The organism is Halalkalibacter oceani (assembly GCF_023715705.1).
Classification (GTDB): Bacteria; Bacillota; Bacilli; order Bacillales; family Bacillaceae_D; genus Halalkalibacter; species Halalkalibacter oceani_A.
In genome coordinates, this window is the sequence record NZ_JAMBOS010000042.1 from 1 (window position 1) to 17,439 (window position 17,439).

Annotated in this window: 17 protein-coding genes, 1 tRNA gene, 1 other RNA gene and 1 other annotated feature; of the genes, 15 read left to right on the top strand and 4 right to left on the bottom strand. The window is 46.8% G+C overall.

Going from position 1 to position 17,439, the window contains the following annotated elements:
- The first annotated feature begins 259 nt into the window (after nucleotides 1–259).
- The 4 genes from M3212_RS21035 to serS all read left to right on the top strand — a co-directional run bounded on the left by M3212_RS21035 (nucleotide 260) and on the right by serS (nucleotide 4,819).
- On the top strand, nucleotides 260–1,546 hold the full coding sequence (locus tag M3212_RS21035; RefSeq protein ID WP_285874946.1) for a D-alanyl-D-alanine carboxypeptidase family protein: 1,287 nt from the start codon (nucleotides 260–262) through the stop codon (nucleotides 1,544–1,546).
- Nucleotides 1,547–1,663: 117 nt separating this feature from the next.
- Nucleotides 1,664–2,548: a pyridoxal 5'-phosphate synthase lyase subunit PdxS gene (pdxS, locus tag M3212_RS21040; protein WP_251195884.1), complete on the top strand. Its 885-nt coding sequence runs from the start codon at nucleotides 1,664–1,666 to the stop codon at nucleotides 2,546–2,548.
- A gap of 35 nt (nucleotides 2,549–2,583) precedes the next feature.
- Entirely contained in the window at nucleotides 2,584–3,159 is a 576-nt protein-coding gene (gene pdxT, locus M3212_RS21045) for a pyridoxal 5'-phosphate synthase glutaminase subunit PdxT (protein ID WP_251195885.1), read from the top strand.
- Nucleotides 3,160–3,169: 10 nt separating this feature from the next.
- Nucleotides 3,170–3,390: a binding site (T-box leader), on the top strand.
- Between the two features lie 145 nt (nucleotides 3,391–3,535).
- Entirely contained in the window at nucleotides 3,536–4,819 is a 1,284-nt protein-coding gene (gene serS / locus M3212_RS21050; RefSeq protein WP_251195886.1) for a serine--tRNA ligase, read from the top strand.
- A gap of 144 nt (nucleotides 4,820–4,963) precedes the next feature.
- Here the strand turns inward: serS and M3212_RS21055 are convergent, their stop codons facing one another.
- The 4 genes from M3212_RS21055 to M3212_RS21070 are packed head-to-tail and all read right to left on the bottom strand — an operon-like array spanning nucleotide 4,964 to nucleotide 8,887.
- Nucleotides 4,964–5,971: an ABC transporter ATP-binding protein gene (locus M3212_RS21055; protein ID WP_251195887.1), complete on the bottom strand. Its 1,008-nt coding sequence runs from the start codon at nucleotides 5,969–5,971 to the stop codon at nucleotides 4,964–4,966.
- Entirely contained in the window at nucleotides 5,952–6,992 is a 1,041-nt protein-coding gene (locus M3212_RS21060) for an ABC transporter ATP-binding protein (RefSeq protein WP_251195888.1), read from the bottom strand. Before M3212_RS21060 ends, M3212_RS21055 begins: the two co-directional genes overlap by 20 nt.
- Before the next feature lie 27 nt (nucleotides 6,993–7,019).
- Nucleotides 7,020–7,973: an ABC transporter permease gene (locus M3212_RS21065; protein ID WP_251195889.1), complete on the bottom strand. Its 954-nt coding sequence runs from the start codon at nucleotides 7,971–7,973 to the stop codon at nucleotides 7,020–7,022.
- A gap of 17 nt (nucleotides 7,974–7,990) precedes the next feature.
- Nucleotides 7,991–8,887 carry an ABC transporter permease gene (locus tag M3212_RS21070; RefSeq protein WP_251195890.1) on the bottom strand — a complete coding sequence of 299 codons (897 nt, stop codon included), beginning with the start codon at nucleotides 8,885–8,887 and terminating at the stop codon, nucleotides 7,991–7,993.
- A gap of 314 nt (nucleotides 8,888–9,201) precedes the next feature.
- Here M3212_RS21070 and M3212_RS21075 point away from each other — a divergent pair, with 314 nt between their 5' ends.
- From M3212_RS21075 to M3212_RS21125, 11 genes are all read left to right on the top strand, one after another.
- Nucleotides 9,202–10,821, top strand: a complete 1,620-nt coding sequence (locus tag M3212_RS21075) for a glutathione ABC transporter substrate-binding protein (protein WP_251195891.1) — start codon at nucleotides 9,202–9,204, stop codon at nucleotides 10,819–10,821.
- 211 nt (nucleotides 10,822–11,032) lie between these two features.
- Nucleotides 11,033–11,125, top strand: a tRNA-Ser gene (locus M3212_RS21080).
- 121 nt (nucleotides 11,126–11,246) lie between these two features.
- Nucleotides 11,247–11,723: a tRNA adenosine(34) deaminase TadA gene (gene tadA, locus M3212_RS21085; protein ID WP_251195892.1), complete on the top strand. Its 477-nt coding sequence runs from the start codon at nucleotides 11,247–11,249 to the stop codon at nucleotides 11,721–11,723.
- Nucleotides 11,724–11,820: 97 nt separating this feature from the next.
- An RNA gene (gene ffs, locus M3212_RS21090) (signal recognition particle sRNA large type) lies at nucleotides 11,821–12,086 on the top strand.
- 184 nt (nucleotides 12,087–12,270) lie between these two features.
- Nucleotides 12,271–13,965: a DNA polymerase III subunit gamma/tau gene (dnaX, locus tag M3212_RS21095; protein ID WP_251195893.1), complete on the top strand. Its 1,695-nt coding sequence runs from the start codon at nucleotides 12,271–12,273 to the stop codon at nucleotides 13,963–13,965.
- A 21-nt stretch (nucleotides 13,966–13,986) separates the two neighbouring features.
- Nucleotides 13,987–14,298 carry a YbaB/EbfC family nucleoid-associated protein gene (locus M3212_RS21100; RefSeq protein WP_251195894.1) on the top strand — a complete coding sequence of 104 codons (312 nt, stop codon included), beginning with the start codon at nucleotides 13,987–13,989 and terminating at the stop codon, nucleotides 14,296–14,298.
- An 11-nt stretch (nucleotides 14,299–14,309) separates the two neighbouring features.
- Complete coding sequence (gene recR, locus M3212_RS21105) at nucleotides 14,310–14,906, top strand: recombination mediator RecR (protein ID WP_251195895.1); 597 nt, start codon at nucleotides 14,310–14,312, stop codon at nucleotides 14,904–14,906.
- A gap of 12 nt (nucleotides 14,907–14,918) precedes the next feature.
- A complete protein-coding gene (locus tag M3212_RS21110) occupies nucleotides 14,919–15,146 on the top strand; it encodes a YaaL family protein (protein WP_251195896.1) in 228 nt (75 codons plus the stop codon).
- A 99-nt stretch (nucleotides 15,147–15,245) separates the two neighbouring features.
- On the top strand, nucleotides 15,246–15,509 hold the full coding sequence (locus tag M3212_RS21115) for a pro-sigmaK processing inhibitor BofA family protein (protein ID WP_251195897.1): 264 nt from the start codon (nucleotides 15,246–15,248) through the stop codon (nucleotides 15,507–15,509).
- A 267-nt stretch (nucleotides 15,510–15,776) separates the two neighbouring features.
- Nucleotides 15,777–16,286: a sigma-70 family RNA polymerase sigma factor gene (locus M3212_RS21120; protein ID WP_285874943.1), complete on the top strand. Its 510-nt coding sequence runs from the start codon at nucleotides 15,777–15,779 to the stop codon at nucleotides 16,284–16,286.
- Nucleotides 16,279–17,157, top strand: coding sequence for an anti-sigma-V factor rsiV (locus M3212_RS21125; RefSeq protein WP_251195898.1), 879 nt, complete (start codon nucleotides 16,279–16,281; stop codon nucleotides 17,155–17,157). The genes M3212_RS21120 and M3212_RS21125 overlap by 8 nt, the downstream gene beginning before the upstream one ends.
- The last annotated feature ends 282 nt before the right edge of the window (nucleotides 17,158–17,439 follow it).

A 17,439-nucleotide genomic window follows, 5' to 3' on the forward strand; every position in this document is an offset into this window, starting at 1 on the left:
CGGACAGGGCGTAACATACACAACTCACCTCACAATTAATCTACCTATATTATACTATATTTACCCGAATAATCGGATTAATATCTACAAAAAAAGACTGTTGAGAAGACTTTCTCAACAGTCTGAAAAAATAGATAGAGGTCTTCTCTATCTATTTTTTTATGCTTTGGTGTGGTAAAATAACGTCTATGTGAAAAGGTGTGGAGGTGTAAGGGTGAAACAGCAAGTAAGAAAAAAATCACTTATCTTATTGCTGACAATGGCGTTGTTTTTTGCTTTTGCAGGAAATCAACAAGCCACGGCTTCCTTTGATTTAGAAGCTGAATCAGCGATTTTAGTCGACGCAGGTACAGGAAAAATTTTATTCCAGAAAAATATTGATCAAATTTTACCAACAGCCAGTATGACAAAAATGATGAGTGAGTATCTCATTTTAGAAGCAATTAATAACGGGACCATTAGTTGGGAGCAAGAGGTTCCGATTAGCGATTTTGTAAGAAGTCTTTCTTTGTATATTGACTTGTCGAATGTTCCGCTTCGACAGGATGCAACGTATACGGTTGAGCAGCTTTACGAATCAGTAGCGATTTATTCAGCGAATGCTTCGACAATCGCCTTGGCTGAGCTGATTGCGGGCTCTGAAACAGAGTTCGTTAAAATGATGAACGAGAAAGCGGCGGAGTTAGGTCTCGAAGATTATCAATTTGTCAATTCAACTGGGTTGAATAATAGTGATCTGCTCGGCAATCATCCGGACGGCACGGGAGAATCTGATGAAAATATGATGTCGGCGCGGGCCACGGCTAAACTGGCATTTTCTTTGCTCCGTGATTATCCTGAGGTGTTGGAGACGGCGAGTATTCCGACAAAGACATTTGAAGCAGGACCTGATGAACAAATCGAAATGCGAAATTGGAATTGGATGCTTTCAGGAATTGAAGAACAGCATAATTATGAGGGTGTAGACGGGTTGAAAACCGGCTATACGGCAGCGGCTGGTAATGCATTTACAGGAACGGCTGAGAGAGATGGAATGCGGCTTATTTCTGTCGTAATGCGGACTGGTTCACGCGATGCCCGTTTTGATGAGACAGCAAAGCTGTTTGATTATGGCTTTGCAAGCTTTACTCATATGGAGATGGTTGGTGACGGATATATTCCGGAAGGACAGGAGTTATTGCCCGTTCATGGAGGAAAAGAGAAGGAAGTTAGCATTGCCAGTGCGGCTCCTCTCTCAACCGTTGTGTTAAATGGGGAAGAAGAACTGTATTCACCAGTACTTGAGCTTGATCAAAATCAACTCACCGAGGATGGAGAGTTAGAGGCTCCGGTTGAAGCGGGACATCAAGTAGGTAGACTGGCGCTGAAGTACGGTGGTGAGCAGGAGGAAGAGTTTTTGTATGCTGACCAGCGCGAAGAAGTAGCGGTCGTAACAAGCGCAGCAGTTGAGCGGGCTGGCTGGTTTACGATGAGTATGAGAGCGGTCGGCGGCTTTTTCTCAGGAGTTTGGAATGGCGCGGCGGATATGGTAAGAGGCTGGTTCTAGCAGCTGGACTAGTCTTGTAAATAGTTTTCTGAAAACAATGCGAATATGTGTGATTTTAAGGTATACTATAAAGGATGGTAAACCCAACTTAGAGGAACGGTATAGGAGGAATTATACATGAGTCAAACAGGAACTGACAGAGTCAAGCGGGGCATGGCAGAAATGCAAAAGGGTGGCGTCATTATGGACGTCGTTAACGCAGAACAAGCGAAGATTGCCGAACAGGCTGGAGCGGTGGCAGTTATGGCGCTTGAGCGTGTGCCGGCGGACATTCGCGCAGCCGGCGGAGTTGCCCGGATGGCTGATCCGACAATTGTAGAGGAAGTATTGAATGCTGTATCGATTCCTGTTATGGCAAAAGCCCGCATCGGTCATATTGTCGAAGCGCGTGTACTTGAAGCAATGGGTGTTGACTACATCGATGAAAGTGAAGTGCTTACTCCTGCGGATGAGGTTTTTCACCTTTATAAGCGTGATTTCACGGTACCATTCGTATGCGGAGCGCGTGATTTAGGCGAAGCTTCCCGCCGGATCAGTGAGGGTGCTTCGATGATTCGGACGAAAGGTGAGCCGGGAACAGGAAATATTGTGGAGGCTGTTCGTCATATGCGGATGATTCAAGGACAAATCCGTAAGGTGACACAAATGTCAACGGATGAGCTGATGACGGAAGCGAAAAATCTCGGTGCCTCTCTTGAGCTGCTGCTTGAAATTAAAGAAACTGGCAAGCTGCCGGTAGTTAACTTTGCAGCCGGCGGTGTGGCGACTCCTGCAGACGCAGCACTCATGATGCAGCTTGGCGCTGACGGTGTATTTGTCGGTTCCGGTATCTTTAAGTCGGACAACCCTGAGAAGTTCGCCCGGGCGATTGTCGAGGCGACTACCCACTACGAGGATTATGGATTAATTGCTGAGCTTTCAAAAGGACTCGGCACAGCGATGAAGGGAATCGAGATTTCTTCTTTAAATCCTTCAGAGCGCATGCAGGAGCGCGGCTGGTAAGCTGACACGTAATGAAGAAAGGGCGTTAGCAGGCGATGGTGAAAATTGGAGTATTAGCACTACAAGGAGCCGTACGTGAGCACCTTAATTGTCTAATGGCGCCGGATACGGAACTTGTCGTCGTTAAGAAGGTCGAGCAGCTTGCGGATTTGGACGGTCTCGTGCTGCCCGGCGGAGAAAGCACGACGATGCGACGCCTTATTGATCGATACGGCTTTTTTGAACCATTGAAGCAGTTTGCAGAAGCGAATAAGCCGATATTTGGGACATGCGCCGGGTTGATATTAATGGCTGAAGAGATTGTCGGCTATCCTGAGGGGCATTTAGCTGTAATGAAGATGAAGGTCCAGCGCAATGCGTTTGGCCGTCAACGGGAAAGCTTCGAAACAGATCTACATGTTACAGGCGTCGGTGAAGATATCCGCGCGGTTTTCATTCGTGCACCACTCATTGTCGAGGTCGGGACAGATGTCGAAGTGTTATCGAAGTACGGTGATGAAATTGTAGCAGCGCGGCAGGGGAATTTCCTCGCTTGTTCCTTCCATCCAGAGCTTACTGATGATCACCGCTTTCATCAGTTCTTTGTAAAGATGGTTAAAGAAACGAAGTAATAATTGAATAGACAATGCGTTGAAAAGGACAAGTACATCCAGTGCTTTGCAGCAGAGAGCCGGTGGCAGGTGCGAACCGGACAAAGCCTGAATGGAAATCCCCCTTTGAGTGAAAAGCAGAAGCATAAGGTGAAGCTTTTCCGGTAGCTGCCGTTATCAGTCTAAGTGGCAAGGGCGAATGCTTCGCTTTTGCAATTAGGGTGGCAACGCGGGCAAGCTCTCGTCCCTTCTTTCCAAGAAAAGAAGGGACGAGAGCTTTTTTTGAACGATGAAAGATCGAGGAAAAATGGCTGTGCGGTTTTCTCATGGACCGGTGTCGCTTTTTTGGATCGATTTTTGCTAAAATAGAAACGAGCTTAGATAGGAGGATTATGACATGTTGGATATAAAGAGATTGCGTAATGATTTAGAGTCAATCAAGGCAAGCCTGAAAACAAGAGGAGAAGATATCTCCGGCTTGGACCGCTTTGCGGAGTTGGATGAAAAAAGACGGGCAATCATCGTTGAAGTGGAAGAATTAAAGAGCCGTCGTAATCAAGTGTCACAGGAAGTGGCCCAGTTAAAGCGGGCGAAACAGGATGCCGATCATCTAATTAAGGAAACGAAGGAAGTATCGGAACGGATTAAAACGCTTGATGAAGGACTTCGCCACGTAGAGGAGGAGCTCGAAGGAATTCTGCTGACGATTCCGAATGTCCCGCATGACAGTGTGCCGGTCGGGGAGTCAGAGGATGATAATGTAGAGATTCGAAAATGGGGAACAGTCCGTTCGTTTGAGTTTGAAGCGAAGCCTCATTGGGATCTTGCTTCTGCCCTTGATATCGTGGATTTTGAACGGGCAGCGAAAGTAACGGGGAGCCGCTTTGTGTTTTACAAGGGGCTTGGAGCGAGACTTGAGCGCGCGCTGATCAATTTTATGATGGATCTCCATCAGGACGAGCATGGTTACACTGAAATTTTGCCGCCTTATATGGTCAACCGAGCAAGCATGACCGGGACGGGACAGCTGCCGAAATTTGAAGAGGATGCCTTTAAAATCCGTGAGGAAGATTACTTTTTAATTCCGACAGCAGAAGTGCCTGTCACGAACCTTCATCGAGATGAAATTTTATCTGCGGAGCAATTGCCGCTTGCCTATACAGCATACAGCGCGAATTTCCGCTCTGAAGCTGGTTCTGCCGGCCGCGATACAAGGGGCTTAATTCGTCAGCACCAGTTTAACAAAGTCGAGCTTGTCCGCTTTGTAAAGCCTGAGGATTCTTATGAAGCGCTTGAGCAAATTACCGGGCATGCGGAAAAGGTGCTGCAGCTGCTTGAGCTTCCTTATCGCGTGTTAAGTATGTGTACAGCCGATCTCGGTTTTACCGCAGCGAAAAAATTTGATATTGAAGTGTGGATTCCAAGCTACGGTTCTTACCGCGAGATTTCTTCATGCAGTAACTTCGAGGACTACCAGGCACGACGGGCTAATATCAAATATCGTCCAGAGCCGAAGGCCAAGCCGGAATTCGTCCATACATTGAACGGGTCAGGACTTGCAGTCGGCCGTACGGTCGCTGCACTGCTGGAAAACTACCAGGAGGAAGACGGATCGATCGTCATTCCTGAGGTGCTGCGCCCTTATATGGGCGGTGTCGACAAAATCACCGCACCGAACTAGTAGAAGGCAAAGATAAAGGATTGTCCGCTAGCACGAAGCTTAGAGGACAATCCCTTTTAAGGCTACGTTACGAGGGTGACTTTTGAAAACTTGTTTTCAGCCCCTCCGCAAAAACGGACCAAAAGACGCCACAGGCGTCTTTTCTTATTGGGGCTGCATCTCGCCAGCCTCAATTTCTTTCATATAGTGACAGGCGGCCAGATGACCTTCCTTCATATAATCCTCGGCACGAAGTTCAGGTGTCTCCGTGCGGCACTTATCTGTCGCGAACGGACAGCGTGTATGGAAGCGACAGCCTTCCGGTGGATTAATCGGAGACGGGACATCTCCCTTTAACAGTATCCGCTCGTTGTTTTTTTCGGGATCGGGTACAGGAATTGCTGATAGCAGCGCCTTCGTATAGGGATGCTGTGCATTATCAAAGACGGATTTCTTATCGCCGATTTCGACGATCCGCCCGAGATACATGACGATGACGCGATCCGAAATATGACGGACAACCCCAAGATCATGCGAAATAAACAAATAAGTGAGCTGGAACTCCCGCTGGAGCTTCTTCAGCAGATTAATGACCTGAGCTTGAATGGAAACGTCAAGGGCCGATACGGCCTCGTCACAAATAATGAGCTTCGGATTGACGGACAGAGCACGGGCGATGCCGATCCGCTGCCGTTGTCCGCCACTGAATTCGTGCGGGAAGCGATCGGCCTGATGAGCACCTAATCCGACGGTTTCCATTAATTCACGGATCCGTTCGGCACGCTGTTCACGCGGCACAACATTTTGGATCGCCATTGCTTCCTCCAACACTTGACGCACCGTTTGACGCGGGTTAATCGACGCGTAAGGGTCCTGGAAAATGATCTGCAAATCTTTACGTTTTTTACGCATTTGCGCTTTGCTTAAGGCAAGCAGATCCTCACCTTCGAAATGCACCTCGCCTGATGTTGGCTCATCAAGACGGAGAATTGCCCGTCCGGTTGTTGATTTTCCACAGCCTGATTCTCCAACGATACTGACCGTCTCCCCTTCGTAAACGGTGAAGGAAACGCCGTCGACGGCTTTAACATGATTGACCGTCCGGCCAAGCCAGCCTCCTTTAATCGGAAAGTGCTGCCTTAAGTCTTCAACCTTAAGTAGTTCTTTCTGCATGAATGTTCACCTCCGGATCGCCATCCCACTTGTCTGAGTAAATCCAACAGCGTATCTGATTTCCATTTTCGTCTTCCTCAAGCTGAGGAAGTTCGTCGACGCATACCTTATTTGCATGAGGACAGCGCGGAGCAAAACGGCAGCCCTTCGGCAATTCTGTCGGATTAGGCACCGAGCCTTTAATAACAGACAGTTCCTCATCACCAAGATCAATATCGTGGCGCGGCAAGGAATTCAGCAATCCGACTGTATAAGGGTGCCGCGGATTCTTAAATAAATCGTTTACGGTTGCGTATTCGATCACTTTCCCGCAGTACATTACCGCAACATAATCACAAGTTTCCGCAACGACTCCAAGATCATGAGTAATCATAATGATTGACATGCCAAGACGTGTTTGCAAGTCCTTCATTAGCTCAAGAATCTGAGCCTGAATGGTCACATCGAGAGCGGTAGTCGGTTCATCGGCAATGAGCAGCTCAGGATTACAGGCAAGTGCCATCGCAATCATGACCCGCTGACGCATTCCGCCAGACAGTTCGTGCGGGTATTGATGGACGCGCTTTTCCGGGGCCGGAATCCCAACGAGCTTCAGCATCTCAATCGAGCGGTTAATCGCCTCTTTTTTGCCCGCTCCTTCATGAATTTTAAAAGCCTCACCGATTTGCTGGCCGATCGTGTAAACCGGATTGAGCGAAGTCATTGGCTCCTGGAAGATCATCGAGATTTCATTGCCGCGAATTTTACGCATCGCTGCTTCACTTTTTTCGACAAGGTTCTCGCCTTTAAAGAGAACCTCGCCCCCGACAATTCTACCAGGGTTTTGAATTAAACGAAGAATAGAAAGAGACGTGATGCTTTTTCCCGATCCAGATTCTCCGACGATTCCAAGTGTTTTTCCTTTGGGAACTGAAAAGTTAACGCCATCCACTGCCTTGATCTCAAAGCCCTTTGTAAAGAAGGACGTGCGGAGATCGCGGACTTCGAGGATCGGCTTATCGTCATGAACATGAGCCGTCATGAAGCTTCCCACCTTCCTTGTAAATGATTAATCTAAATCGATCCGTTTATTTAATAAGCGATAGGCAATATCGACAAGTAAGTTAACAAAAACAAACAACAATGAAAAGACAAGCACCGTTCCTTGAACGACAGGGAAATCACGGGCGCGAATCGCATCGATGATGAACCGTCCAAGACCGTTGATCGCAAATACCGTCTCGGTCAGCACCGCGCCGCCAAGCAACGTTCCGAACTGGATTCCGACAACTGTGACAACCGGGATAAGCGCATTTTTTAGCGCATGACGGTAAATAACGACACGTTCCTTGACGCCCTTCGCCCGCGCGGTGCGGATATAATCTTGGCCAATGACTTCAAGCATGCTTGAGCGCGTCATTCTGGCAATAATCGCCGCACCGGCTGTTCCCAGTGTAACAACCGGAAGGACAACCTGCTGCCAGGAGCCCCAACCCGAGGAGGCAAACCAGCCGGTATGGAAAGAGAAGCCGAACAGCGAGACCTCAAAGCCGCTGGCGAACCATTGAATCAGCATCAGGCCGAGCCAGAAGTTCGGCATTGAGAGACCAAACAAAGCGATAATCATAATAATGGCATCGGTCAACGTATAATGCCTTGTTGCTGAAATAATCCCGGCAATTAAGCCGATAAAAACACTCAGGATCGTACTATAGACGGCAAGCTCAACCGTTACCCAAAAGCGGGCACCAATTTCCGAGGTGACATCTCGGCCACTTCTGACAGAGGCGCCAAGGTCCCCTTGAACGGCATTTCCGACATATTTCAAATACTGGACGACAACATGGTCATTTAAGCCGAGTCTCTCACGCATTTGCTCCACTTGGGTCGGAGATGCACTTTCCCCTGCCATAATCTGTGCAGCATCACCAGGAATGAGGTGCATCAAACTGAACGTCAGAATCGTGACACCTATTAAAACGGGAATTGTTTGAATGATTCGTCGAACAATAAAAGTAATCAATGGTTTGCACCTCTTTTCTAGTTTTTCATCTTAGGATCAAGGGCATCTCTCAATCCATCACCGAAAATATTAAATGCCAGCACAACAATCACGATCGCAATTCCAGGGAAAAAGGCGACATGCGGTGCATCCCACATAAAATTCCGACCATCACTAAGCATTGCTCCCCATTCCGGAGTTGGCGGCTGTGCGCCCAATCCCAGGAAAGAAAGTCCACTTGCGGTCAAAATTGAGGTCGCAATGCTTAATGTAGCTTGGACAATAAGGGGAGATGTGACATTTGGCAGGATATGTCTGAAAATAATTCGCGCATCACTCGCGCCAAGCGCTTTGACGGCATCAATGTATTCCAGCTTCCGGACGGCAAGGGTTGAACCGCGGACAATCCGGGCAAAGACAGGAATGGAAAAAATCCCGACAGCGATAATGACATTATTTAAGCTTCCGCCAAGCACACTGACAATGGCAAGCGCCAACAGAATGCCGGGGAAAGCTAGTAATACGTCCATACAGCGCATAATAAAAGCATCAACGCGCTTTCCGTAGTAACCAGAGATAATACCAAGCAATACACCGATAACAGCACCGATCAGGACTGAAACAACACCGACATAAAGAGTAAGTGACATCCCATGAATAATTCTTGTGAAAATATCTCTTCCATGATGGTCGGTTCCGAACCAATGATCGCTGGAAGGAGGGGCGAGCTTATTTACATAATCAGGAGTATTGGGCTCATAAGGGGTAAGAAAGGGCCCGATGATCGCCACTACTAGAAAAAATAAGATTAAAAGTCCACCAACCATAGCCGCTTTATTCTTTCGAAGCTTAGTAAAAAAGTTTTTCCAACTCTCAATTCGAGGGTTAGGAGGTGGACTTGTGTCCTGCGACTGATTTATTGTCTGTTCGCTCATTTTTTTCATCCTTTCTCAAAATGCTTTAAATTTTAACACAATTTAAATGCTTTCTCGAAGTTTGATTATACCGAGCCTGACCGAATATTACAATGTAAAATAATTCTTTTAATATAATTAGGAATATTCGAGTGTTCAAATTATTTGGAATAATAAAATTGTGAGAAAAGTCCCTCAATCCTTATTACTGTGATGTTAGACCGCGTTACCGTGTGAAAACCTTAAAAAATTTCTTGTTTTTTTGTAAAAGTTACGTTATATTGATATTGTTTTTACTTGATTTTTCAAAAAAAGAACATGGGAGGTAATAATCGGTGAAAATATCAAAAAATTCACTTTTTGCTATGATACTGGGGCTTGTGCTGGCTTTTACACTGGTGGCATGCGCAAGTGAGCCTGATGAGGGGGCGCAGGCACCAGATGAAGAAGGGACTCAGGATGAAGCGACGGAGGGAACGGCTGAAGGCGGCGAGCTAGTTATCGCTCTTTTATCCGACGCGAGAGCACTTGATCCTCACGGTTCGAATGATACTCCTTCTAGTAATGTTTACTATAATATTTACGAATCATTAGTAAAGTACAATGAGAATATGGAGCTTGAGCCTGGGCTGGCAGAGAGCTGGGATGCGATTGACGAGACAACCTGGGAGTTCAAGCTTCGTGAAGGAGTAACCTTCCATGATGGTTCGGAATTTAATGCTGATGTCGTGAAGGCGAATATTGATCGTGTTCTCGACCCGGCGATCGCATCACCACGTTCTTTCTTGTTTGATATGATTTCAGAGGTTAATGTAATTGATCCTTATACAGTTCAATTTGTAACGGAGTACCCGTTTGCTCCACTTCCGGCTCACCTTGCTCATAATGGTGGCGGAATGATCTCACCTGAATTAATTGCTGCTGATTATGAAGCAATGGAAGCCGGGGAAGAACCGGGAAGCGTGATTAATAATGGTCCGATCGGGACAGGCTTCTTTAAGTTTGACAGCTGGAATCCTGGAACGGAAATCCGTCTTGTACGCAATGATGACTACTGGGGCGAGCCGGCTAAGCTTGACTCTGTTGTGTTCAAGGTTGTTCCGGAAGATTTAACGCGTATCAGTGAGCTTGAAACAGGGGCTTCACATGTATCGGAGCCATTAAGTCCGGCCGACGTTCAACGGGTTGAAAGCACAAATGGGCTTCATGTGAACCGTCAGCCAAGTGTTGCCTTGACGTATATCGGCTTCAACGCTGAAAAGGAGCCTTTTGATAATAAGCTTGTCCGTCAGGCGATCTCAATGGCGATTGACAAGGATTCAATTATCCAGGGAATTTATGATGGCGCGGGCGTGCCGGCAATCGGTCCGATCGCTCCAGACGTATTTGGATATGATGAAAATGCGACCGGCTTAGAGTACAACCCTGAAAGAGCGAAGGAACTATTGGCGGAAGCTGGTTATCCGGACGGCTTCTCAACAACGCTTTGGACAAATGATGATCGTGAGCGGATGGATATCGCGACATTTACACAAGCGGCATTAGCGGAAATCGGCGTTCATGCAGAGATTGAAGTCGTCGAATGGGGAGCGTATCTTGACCAGACAGCAAGTGGTGCCCATGATATGTTTGTTCTTGGCTGGACAACTGTAACAGGTGATGGTGACTACGGTATGTATCCATTGTTCCACTCGTCTAACTTTGGTGAGCCGGGGAACCGGACGTTCCTCAGCAACCCTGAGCTGGATGATTTGTTGGAGCAAGCCCGTCAAAATCCGGATCCTGATGAGCGTTTAGAGCTTTACAGCCAGATTCAGGAGATTTTAGTCGACGAGGCGCCAATGCTTTATATTCACCATCAGGAATACTTGCTTGGTGTAAGTGATAAGGTTAAAAATCTATGGCAGGACCCAACACGGATTATCCGTCTTCAGGATGTCGTGCTAGAGCAGTAATCTTATAATAGAAGAAAAAAGTATGAAAAACACTTGAAATGAGGCGGCGGGCTGTTGGACACGAAAGAAAGAGACTGCCCGCTCTCGCCGTTTTCGGGAGGCTGGGATAAAGGTTGTTTTTCCTTTTGCCTGGCCTCTATGTTTTTTGTAAAAAATGCCTTGCAATTCATTTGTCGATTTGATATATTATTCTTTGTCAGCAAGTTCAAGTGGAGGAATACCCAAGTCCGGCTGAAGGGATCGGTCTTGAAAACCGACAGGCGGGTTAAACCGCGCGGGGGTTCGAATCCCTCTTCCTCCGCCATATTGAAAAAGTCACACTACCAGCAAACGGTAGTGTTTTTTGTTTGAAGACTCCGAGTGCCGGCTCCATTCGTTCTATATTTTTTGAAAGTGCTCTTAAGTAGAAGAAAAGGGGACAAGCTATGGATAAAGACGAAAAGTGGATGAAGCTTGCGCTAAAAGAGGCCGATAAGGCAGAGGCGCTTGGGGAAGTGCCAATTGGCGCTGTTGTCGTTCGGGGAGATGAGCTGATTGCGGCCGCGCATAATCGCCGGGAATGTGATCGGCAGGCGCTCGCCCACGCGGAGCTGCTTGCGATAGAGGAAGCCTGTAAAAAGCTTGGCAGTTGGCGACTGCTTGACTGTACATTGTATGTCACACTGGAGCCTTGTCCGATGTGCGCCGGAGCGATCGTGCAGTCGCGGATTGAAAAAGTTGTCTACGGAGCGTCGGATCCAAAGGCCGGCTGTGCGGGGACATTGATGAATCTGCTTGATGAGCCGCGCTTTAACCATACGGCCGCTGTTGTATCCGGCTGCATGGAAAAGGAGTGTGCTGAGAGGCTGCGGGCTTTTTTTCGCCAACTGAGAGCACGCAAGAAAGGCGGAAGTACGGAGTGAAATCGACTTCCTCCTTCTTCCTGTTGCTTTTTTGGGCAAAAACCACTATACTAAAACATGCGTCGATAAAAGACGCCTAACTACGTTAATCAATTTGCCGTGCTAGGTGGGGAGGTAGCGGTGCCCTGTACTCGCAATCCGCTATAGCGAGACTGAACTCCTTCCCGAGGTTCTGTCACCGTGGGGTCTGACCTAAGTAAGTGGTGTTGACGCTTGGGTTCCACGCAACGGAAACCCATGAACCCTGTCAGGTCCGGAAGGAAGCAGCAGTAAGTGGACCCTTTCGTGTGCCGTGGAGTCGCCTGAGTCGAGCTAACTGCTTAGGTAGCGCCCGGGGTGGCATTATCAACGGAAGGTGCACGGTATTCATTTTATGAAAAAGGGGTTGTTCCTAAGTTTTAGGAACAACCCCTTTTAAGCTATTGCATGAGAAGCTTCAGGCTGCCAACGGCGCCTGAAAACTTCCGCATGTTCTTTGCTGCAAGCCTTTGAAAATGAAGCTATTAAAGCTATAATGGAGAAAGATGACGGAAGGAGGAGCAGGAGAGTGGGCTATCAAGCATTGTATCGTGTGTGGAGACCGCAGCTGTTAAAGGATGTGGTTGGCCAGGAGCATATAACAAGAACATTGCAAAATGCTTTGTTGCAGGAAAAACTTTCCCACGCCTACCTTTTTTCGGGGCCGCGGGGAACGGGAAAAACGAGTGCGGCCAAAATTATTGCCAAGGCAATAAATTGTCAGAAAGCTCCTGTTGCCGAGCCTTGTAATGAATGCCCGGCATGTATCGGCATTACGAATGGCTCGATTGTTGATGTAATGGAAATTGATGCGGCTTCCAATAATGGGGTCGATGAAATTCGCGATATTCGCGATAAAGTGAAGTTCGCCCCGAATGAAGTGCGCTATAAGGTGTATATCATTGATGAAGTACATATGTTGTCGACAGGGGCGTTCAACGCTTTATTAAAAACGTTGGAGGAACCGCCGAGTCATGTTTTATTTATACTGGCGACGACTGAACCGCATAAAATCCCGCTTACGATCATATCGAGATGCCAGCGCTTCGACTTTAAGCGGATTACAAGCCAAGCGATTGTCGCGCGTTTAGCTCATATACTTGAGCATGACGGGGTTGCTTTTGAAGAGGATGCGCTATTGATGATTGCCCGCGCCGCAGAGGGCGGGATGCGTGACGCTTTAAGTCTGCTTGATCAGGCGATCTCTTTCGCCGATGAATCATTAACGCTTGCCGATGTGCTTGCCGTAACAGGGGCCGTCTCACAGCATGCTTTGCAGGTTATTGTTGAGGCGATTCACGCGGGAGAGACAGTGAAAGTGTTAGAGCAGCTTGATCAATTGCTTCAGGATGGGAAAGACCCACTGCGGCTCATTGAGGATACCGTCTATTATTTCCGTGATATGCTGCTTTATAAGCACGCTCCCCAGGCAGAGGAGCTGCTTGAGCGCGCCAAGCCTGATGAGGTGTTCCAGCGGCTTGCGGCTGAAGTGGATGAAGGGTGGCTGTATCGGGCGATTGATTCTTTAAATAAAAGTCAGCAGGAAATGAAAGGTTCGGCTCATCCGAAGATTTTTCTTGAGCTCGCTTTGATGAAGCTCGTGAATCAAAAAGTGCCCAGACAGCCGGCTCAAGCGCCAACCGCTGCGGTTGCTTCAGATGAAGTGGAGCAGCTGAAAGGGAAGATTCAGACGCTTGAAAGGGCATTTGAACAGTTGAAGCAATCAGGCGGTGCTGAACAAGGTAAAGAGCAAACGACCGCGCCGGCACAAAGGCGTCCGAAAAAGGTTCCGGCACAAGCCAGAATGTCGACAGCGAAGGTGAAAGAAACGATCAAGGATGCTGATAAGAGAAGCTTGCAGCAGGTGACGGCGAGCTGGGGTGATGTGATGGAGCGGATTAAATCGCAAAGCGTTCCGGCACACGCCTGGCTAATGGATAGCAAACCAGTAGCGGCTTCCGCCAGTACAATCGTTCTGGCGTTCCAAAATGAAATGCATCGTGATATGATGGATACGAAGTTTCGTGCTGTGCTGGAACAAATTTTGCAAGAGGCGCTTCAAGGACAATCATCCTTTGTGACAATTCTTCAGCATCACTGGGAGCAGGTGAAGCAGGAGTTTGTCCATGAGCAAAAAAGCGGCGACGAAGAAGAAAATGATACACTGATTGATGAAGCGATCAAACTGGTAGGAGAAGAATTAATCGAAATCGTAGATGGATAATCGAAAAGGAGGAAGTTTACAATGAAAAATATGGGTAATATGATGAAACAAATGCAAAAGATGCAAAAGCAAATGTTGAAGGCACAGGAAGAATTAAAGGAAAAGACTGTGGAAGCAACAGCCGGCGGCGGAATGGTGACGGTGGTAGCGAGCGGTGACAAGCGCATTCTTGATGTGAACATTTCTGAAGATGTCGTTGATCCTGATGATGTGGAAATGCTTCAGGACTTAGTGCTTGCGGCGACAAATGAAGCGTTGAAGAAAGTTGACGAGCTAATTGAGCAAGATATGGGCAAGTTTACTAAAGGAATGAATATGCCTGGAATGTTCTAGGAGGGGAAAAGGTGCAATATCCTGAACCGATTGCGAAATTAATAGAAGGTTTTATGAAGTTGCCAGGTATCGGGCCTAAGACGGCGAGCCGCCTGGCTTTTTTTGTACTGGATATGAAGGAAGATGATGTGCTTGACTTCGCGAAAGCATTGGTGAATGCCAAACGCAATCTAACCTATTGCTCCGTCTGTCATAATATTACCGATACGGACCCTTGCCGGATTTGTGAAGATAAGCACCGCGATGAAACGACCATTTGCGTCCTGCAGGAAGCAAAGGACGTGATCGCGATGGAAAAAATGAAAGAATACCGTGGGAAATATCATGTTCTGCACGGGGCGATCTCGCCGATGGATGGAATCGGCCCTGAAGATATTAAAATTCCTGAGCTGCTGAAGCGGCTTCAGGACGATACGATTCAGGAAGTGATTATTGCGACGAACCCGACAATTGAGGGAGAAGCGACGGCGATGTATATTTCAAGATTGGTGAAACCGACGGGAATCAAGGTTACGAGAATTGCCCATGGCCTTCCGGTTGGCGGCGATTTAGAATATGCTGATGAGGTCACATTGTCACGAGCAATAGAAGGTCGCAGAGAGCTATAAGGTGGGGTAAAAATGTTTTTTTCGAAAAAGCAACGATTGCGGGCGCAGGAGGACGAGCGTTTAATTCAGCTAATTGAGGATCATAAACACAGCCTCGACAGCCAGCAGCAATTAATCAGGCGCAGTGTCGAGCCGAGTGAAGACGTCCTGCAAAGAAAAAAGATTACAGATTCCTTATATTCTTTTTTGTTGAGAGAAGCAAGAGCGCGACATGCGACAAAGGATAACCGAGTACTTTAGAATAAGGCCGTTTGCGCGGTCTTTTTTTGTTCCTCCTGGCATAGGTTGTCTATAGGAGGTTGTGCGAACAACTTTTAAGACAAGCCAGGGAGTGGTCGTATGGATTCGATTGTACTTCTTTCTTTATTGGGAGGGTTGATTCTTATTTTGTTGGTTGTCGGCGCGCCAATGAAGCCGCTGCGTTTTGTAGGGAATGTCTTCGTTAAGTTTATCATTGGAGCGCTGATGCTGTTTTTTGTTAATGCGTTTGGCTCCTTTTTTGATTTTCATATCCCGATAAATGGCGTAACGGCGGCGGTTTCAGGAATTCTGGGTCTTCCGGGAGTGGTTTTGCTGATCGTGGTGAAGCAATTTATTATTTGAGGAATGGCATGGATTTGGTGGGGGCAGAAGTCGAGATAAAAGCATGGCAATGGCTTCGTTTCTACGCCTGCTTTGAGCTTGAGACAGAAGGGAAACACAGCGCCCTTTTGTCTCAGGCTCTTTTTCATGGCGTGCATTCGGGATAGCTCTCTTGTCCATAATGGATGAAAGATTTTATCTGAAGGAAAACTTTTTCATGGCGCTTGTTCGTCTATGTTATAGAAAGACCGTTAGCTAACGAGAATGAAACAAGGGGAGGGAGAGGGATTGAACAGAAAAACTGGGCACAGCAAAGCAATCGCTGAGTTTGCTATGCAAAACAAAGAAAATTTTTACCGGATTGCTTACAGTTATGTACAAAATTCCGAAGATGCGCTTGATATCGTTCAGGATTCGATTCAAAAAGCACTCGTCACAAACAACTTGAAAGACAGCCGGGCACTTAAAAGCTGGTTTTACCGGATTGTGGTCAATACCTCATTGGATTTTCTCCGGCGGAGAAAGAAAGTGAAGGTCATGGATGATCACACGCTTCAACAGCACTCCGCCGGACGTGAAGATCAGTATAAAGATTTTGACCTGTACGAAGCTTTACATACGTTGTCTCCAGATTACCGTACTGTCATTGTATTACGATTTTTGGAGGATTTGAAAATTGAGGAAGTGGCAGAAGTATTGGATATGAATGTGAACACTGTAAAAACACGAATCTATCGAGCGTTGAAAATTCTTCGCATTCAATTGGAGAGCGTAGAGGGGGTAAACCAAAATGGATAACAGAATGAAACGATGGAAAAGAGAATATAACAATATCCCGATTCCCTCTGAATTGGACCTTGTTGTTGAAAAAGCTTTACAAAGGTCCCCTGGCCACCGTTCAGGCGTGCGCTGGTTTGCAGCAACCGCCGCCGCCCTTTTTATTTTTGCGGTAGGCTTAAACGTCAGTCCTGCTTTTGCAAAAGCGTTAACTGACGTGCCGGTTATAGGGAGAGTGGTCGAAGTGTTGACGATTAAAGAGTATCACATTGAGGAGGGAGGCTATCAGGCAGACATCAAAGTGCCGGAAGTAAATAATCTGGAGAACTCGTCACTCGCAGAGACATTAAATCAGCAATACGTAGAAGAGGGACAGGCTCTTTATGAGGCATTTATGACTGAGATGGAGCGGGCACAGGCTTTTGGCGAGGATGGATTTTTAAAAGTAGACAGTGGCTATGAAGTGAAAACGGAAACCGATCAAATTTTATCTCTCGGACGTTATGTGGAGGAAACGGTTGGCTCATCAATGACAACCATTCAATATGATACGATTGACAAGAAGAATCAAGTGATCGTGACGCTGCCAAGTCTGTTTAACGATAGCAGCTATATTGATGTAATTAGTGAAAACATTAAAAGTCAGATGACACAGCAAATGAATGAAGACTCTTCTAAAACCTATTTTATTGAATCGGCGGATGATCCGGCCGGCACTGAAGGCTTCAGCACGATTGACGCCGAGCAGAGTTTTTATATTAATGAAGAGAATAAGCTGGTCATCTCTTTTAATGAGTATGAAGTAGCCCCCGGCTATATGGGTGTGGTCGAGTTTGTTGTTCCGACTGAGGTCCTGCAGGATAGGTTAGTGAGCAATGAGTATGTGAAGTAATTAATCGAAAGGCCATCTTACGTTCCTTATGCTAGAGGATAGTTGAAATGACAAGGGGCAATGACTCAATGGTCAGCAATCCGTTTGAGTCATTGCCTTCCTGCTAAATATTTTTAAAGTATTTCAAAAAACAGTTGCATTAATCTTTTTAGATGTGTTATATTATTTCTTGTCGCCAATGACGAATGAAACTTAATTAAAAAAAGTATTGACGAGTGAGTCAGTATTTGATATGATAATTAAGTCGCCATAAACGACAACGAGTTCTTTGAAAACTGAACA

Excerpts from the sequence above, each read along its gene's own strand:
- M3212_RS21115 (WP_251195897.1), top strand. The coding sequence starts at position 15,246 with ATGGATTCGATTGTACTTCTTTCTTTATTGGGAGGGTTGATTCTTATT.
- tadA (WP_251195892.1), top strand. The coding sequence starts at position 11,247 with ATGGATAAAGACGAAAAGTGGATGAAGCTTGCGCTAAAAGAGGCCGAT.
- pdxS (WP_251195884.1), top strand. The coding sequence starts at position 1,664 with ATGAGTCAAACAGGAACTGACAGAGTCAAGCGGGGCATGGCAGAAATG.
- serS (WP_251195886.1), top strand. The coding sequence starts at position 3,536 with ATGTTGGATATAAAGAGATTGCGTAATGATTTAGAGTCAATCAAGGCA.
- M3212_RS21100 (WP_251195894.1), top strand. The coding sequence starts at position 13,987 with ATGAAAAATATGGGTAATATGATGAAACAAATGCAAAAGATGCAAAAG.
- pdxT (WP_251195885.1), top strand. The coding sequence starts at position 2,584 with ATGGTGAAAATTGGAGTATTAGCACTACAAGGAGCCGTACGTGAGCAC.
- M3212_RS21070 (WP_251195890.1), bottom strand. The coding sequence starts at position 8,887 with ATGAGCGAACAGACAATAAATCAGTCGCAGGACACAAGTCCACCTCCT.
- M3212_RS21110 (WP_251195896.1), top strand. The coding sequence starts at position 14,919 with ATGTTTTTTTCGAAAAAGCAACGATTGCGGGCGCAGGAGGACGAGCGT.
- M3212_RS21055 (WP_251195887.1), bottom strand. The coding sequence starts at position 5,971 with ATGCAGAAAGAACTACTTAAGGTTGAAGACTTAAGGCAGCACTTTCCG.
- M3212_RS21060 (WP_251195888.1), bottom strand. The coding sequence starts at position 6,992 with ATGACGGCTCATGTTCATGACGATAAGCCGATCCTCGAAGTCCGCGAT.
- M3212_RS21035 (WP_285874946.1), top strand. The coding sequence starts at position 260 with ATGGCGTTGTTTTTTGCTTTTGCAGGAAATCAACAAGCCACGGCTTCC.
- M3212_RS21125 (WP_251195898.1), top strand. The coding sequence starts at position 16,279 with ATGGATAACAGAATGAAACGATGGAAAAGAGAATATAACAATATCCCG.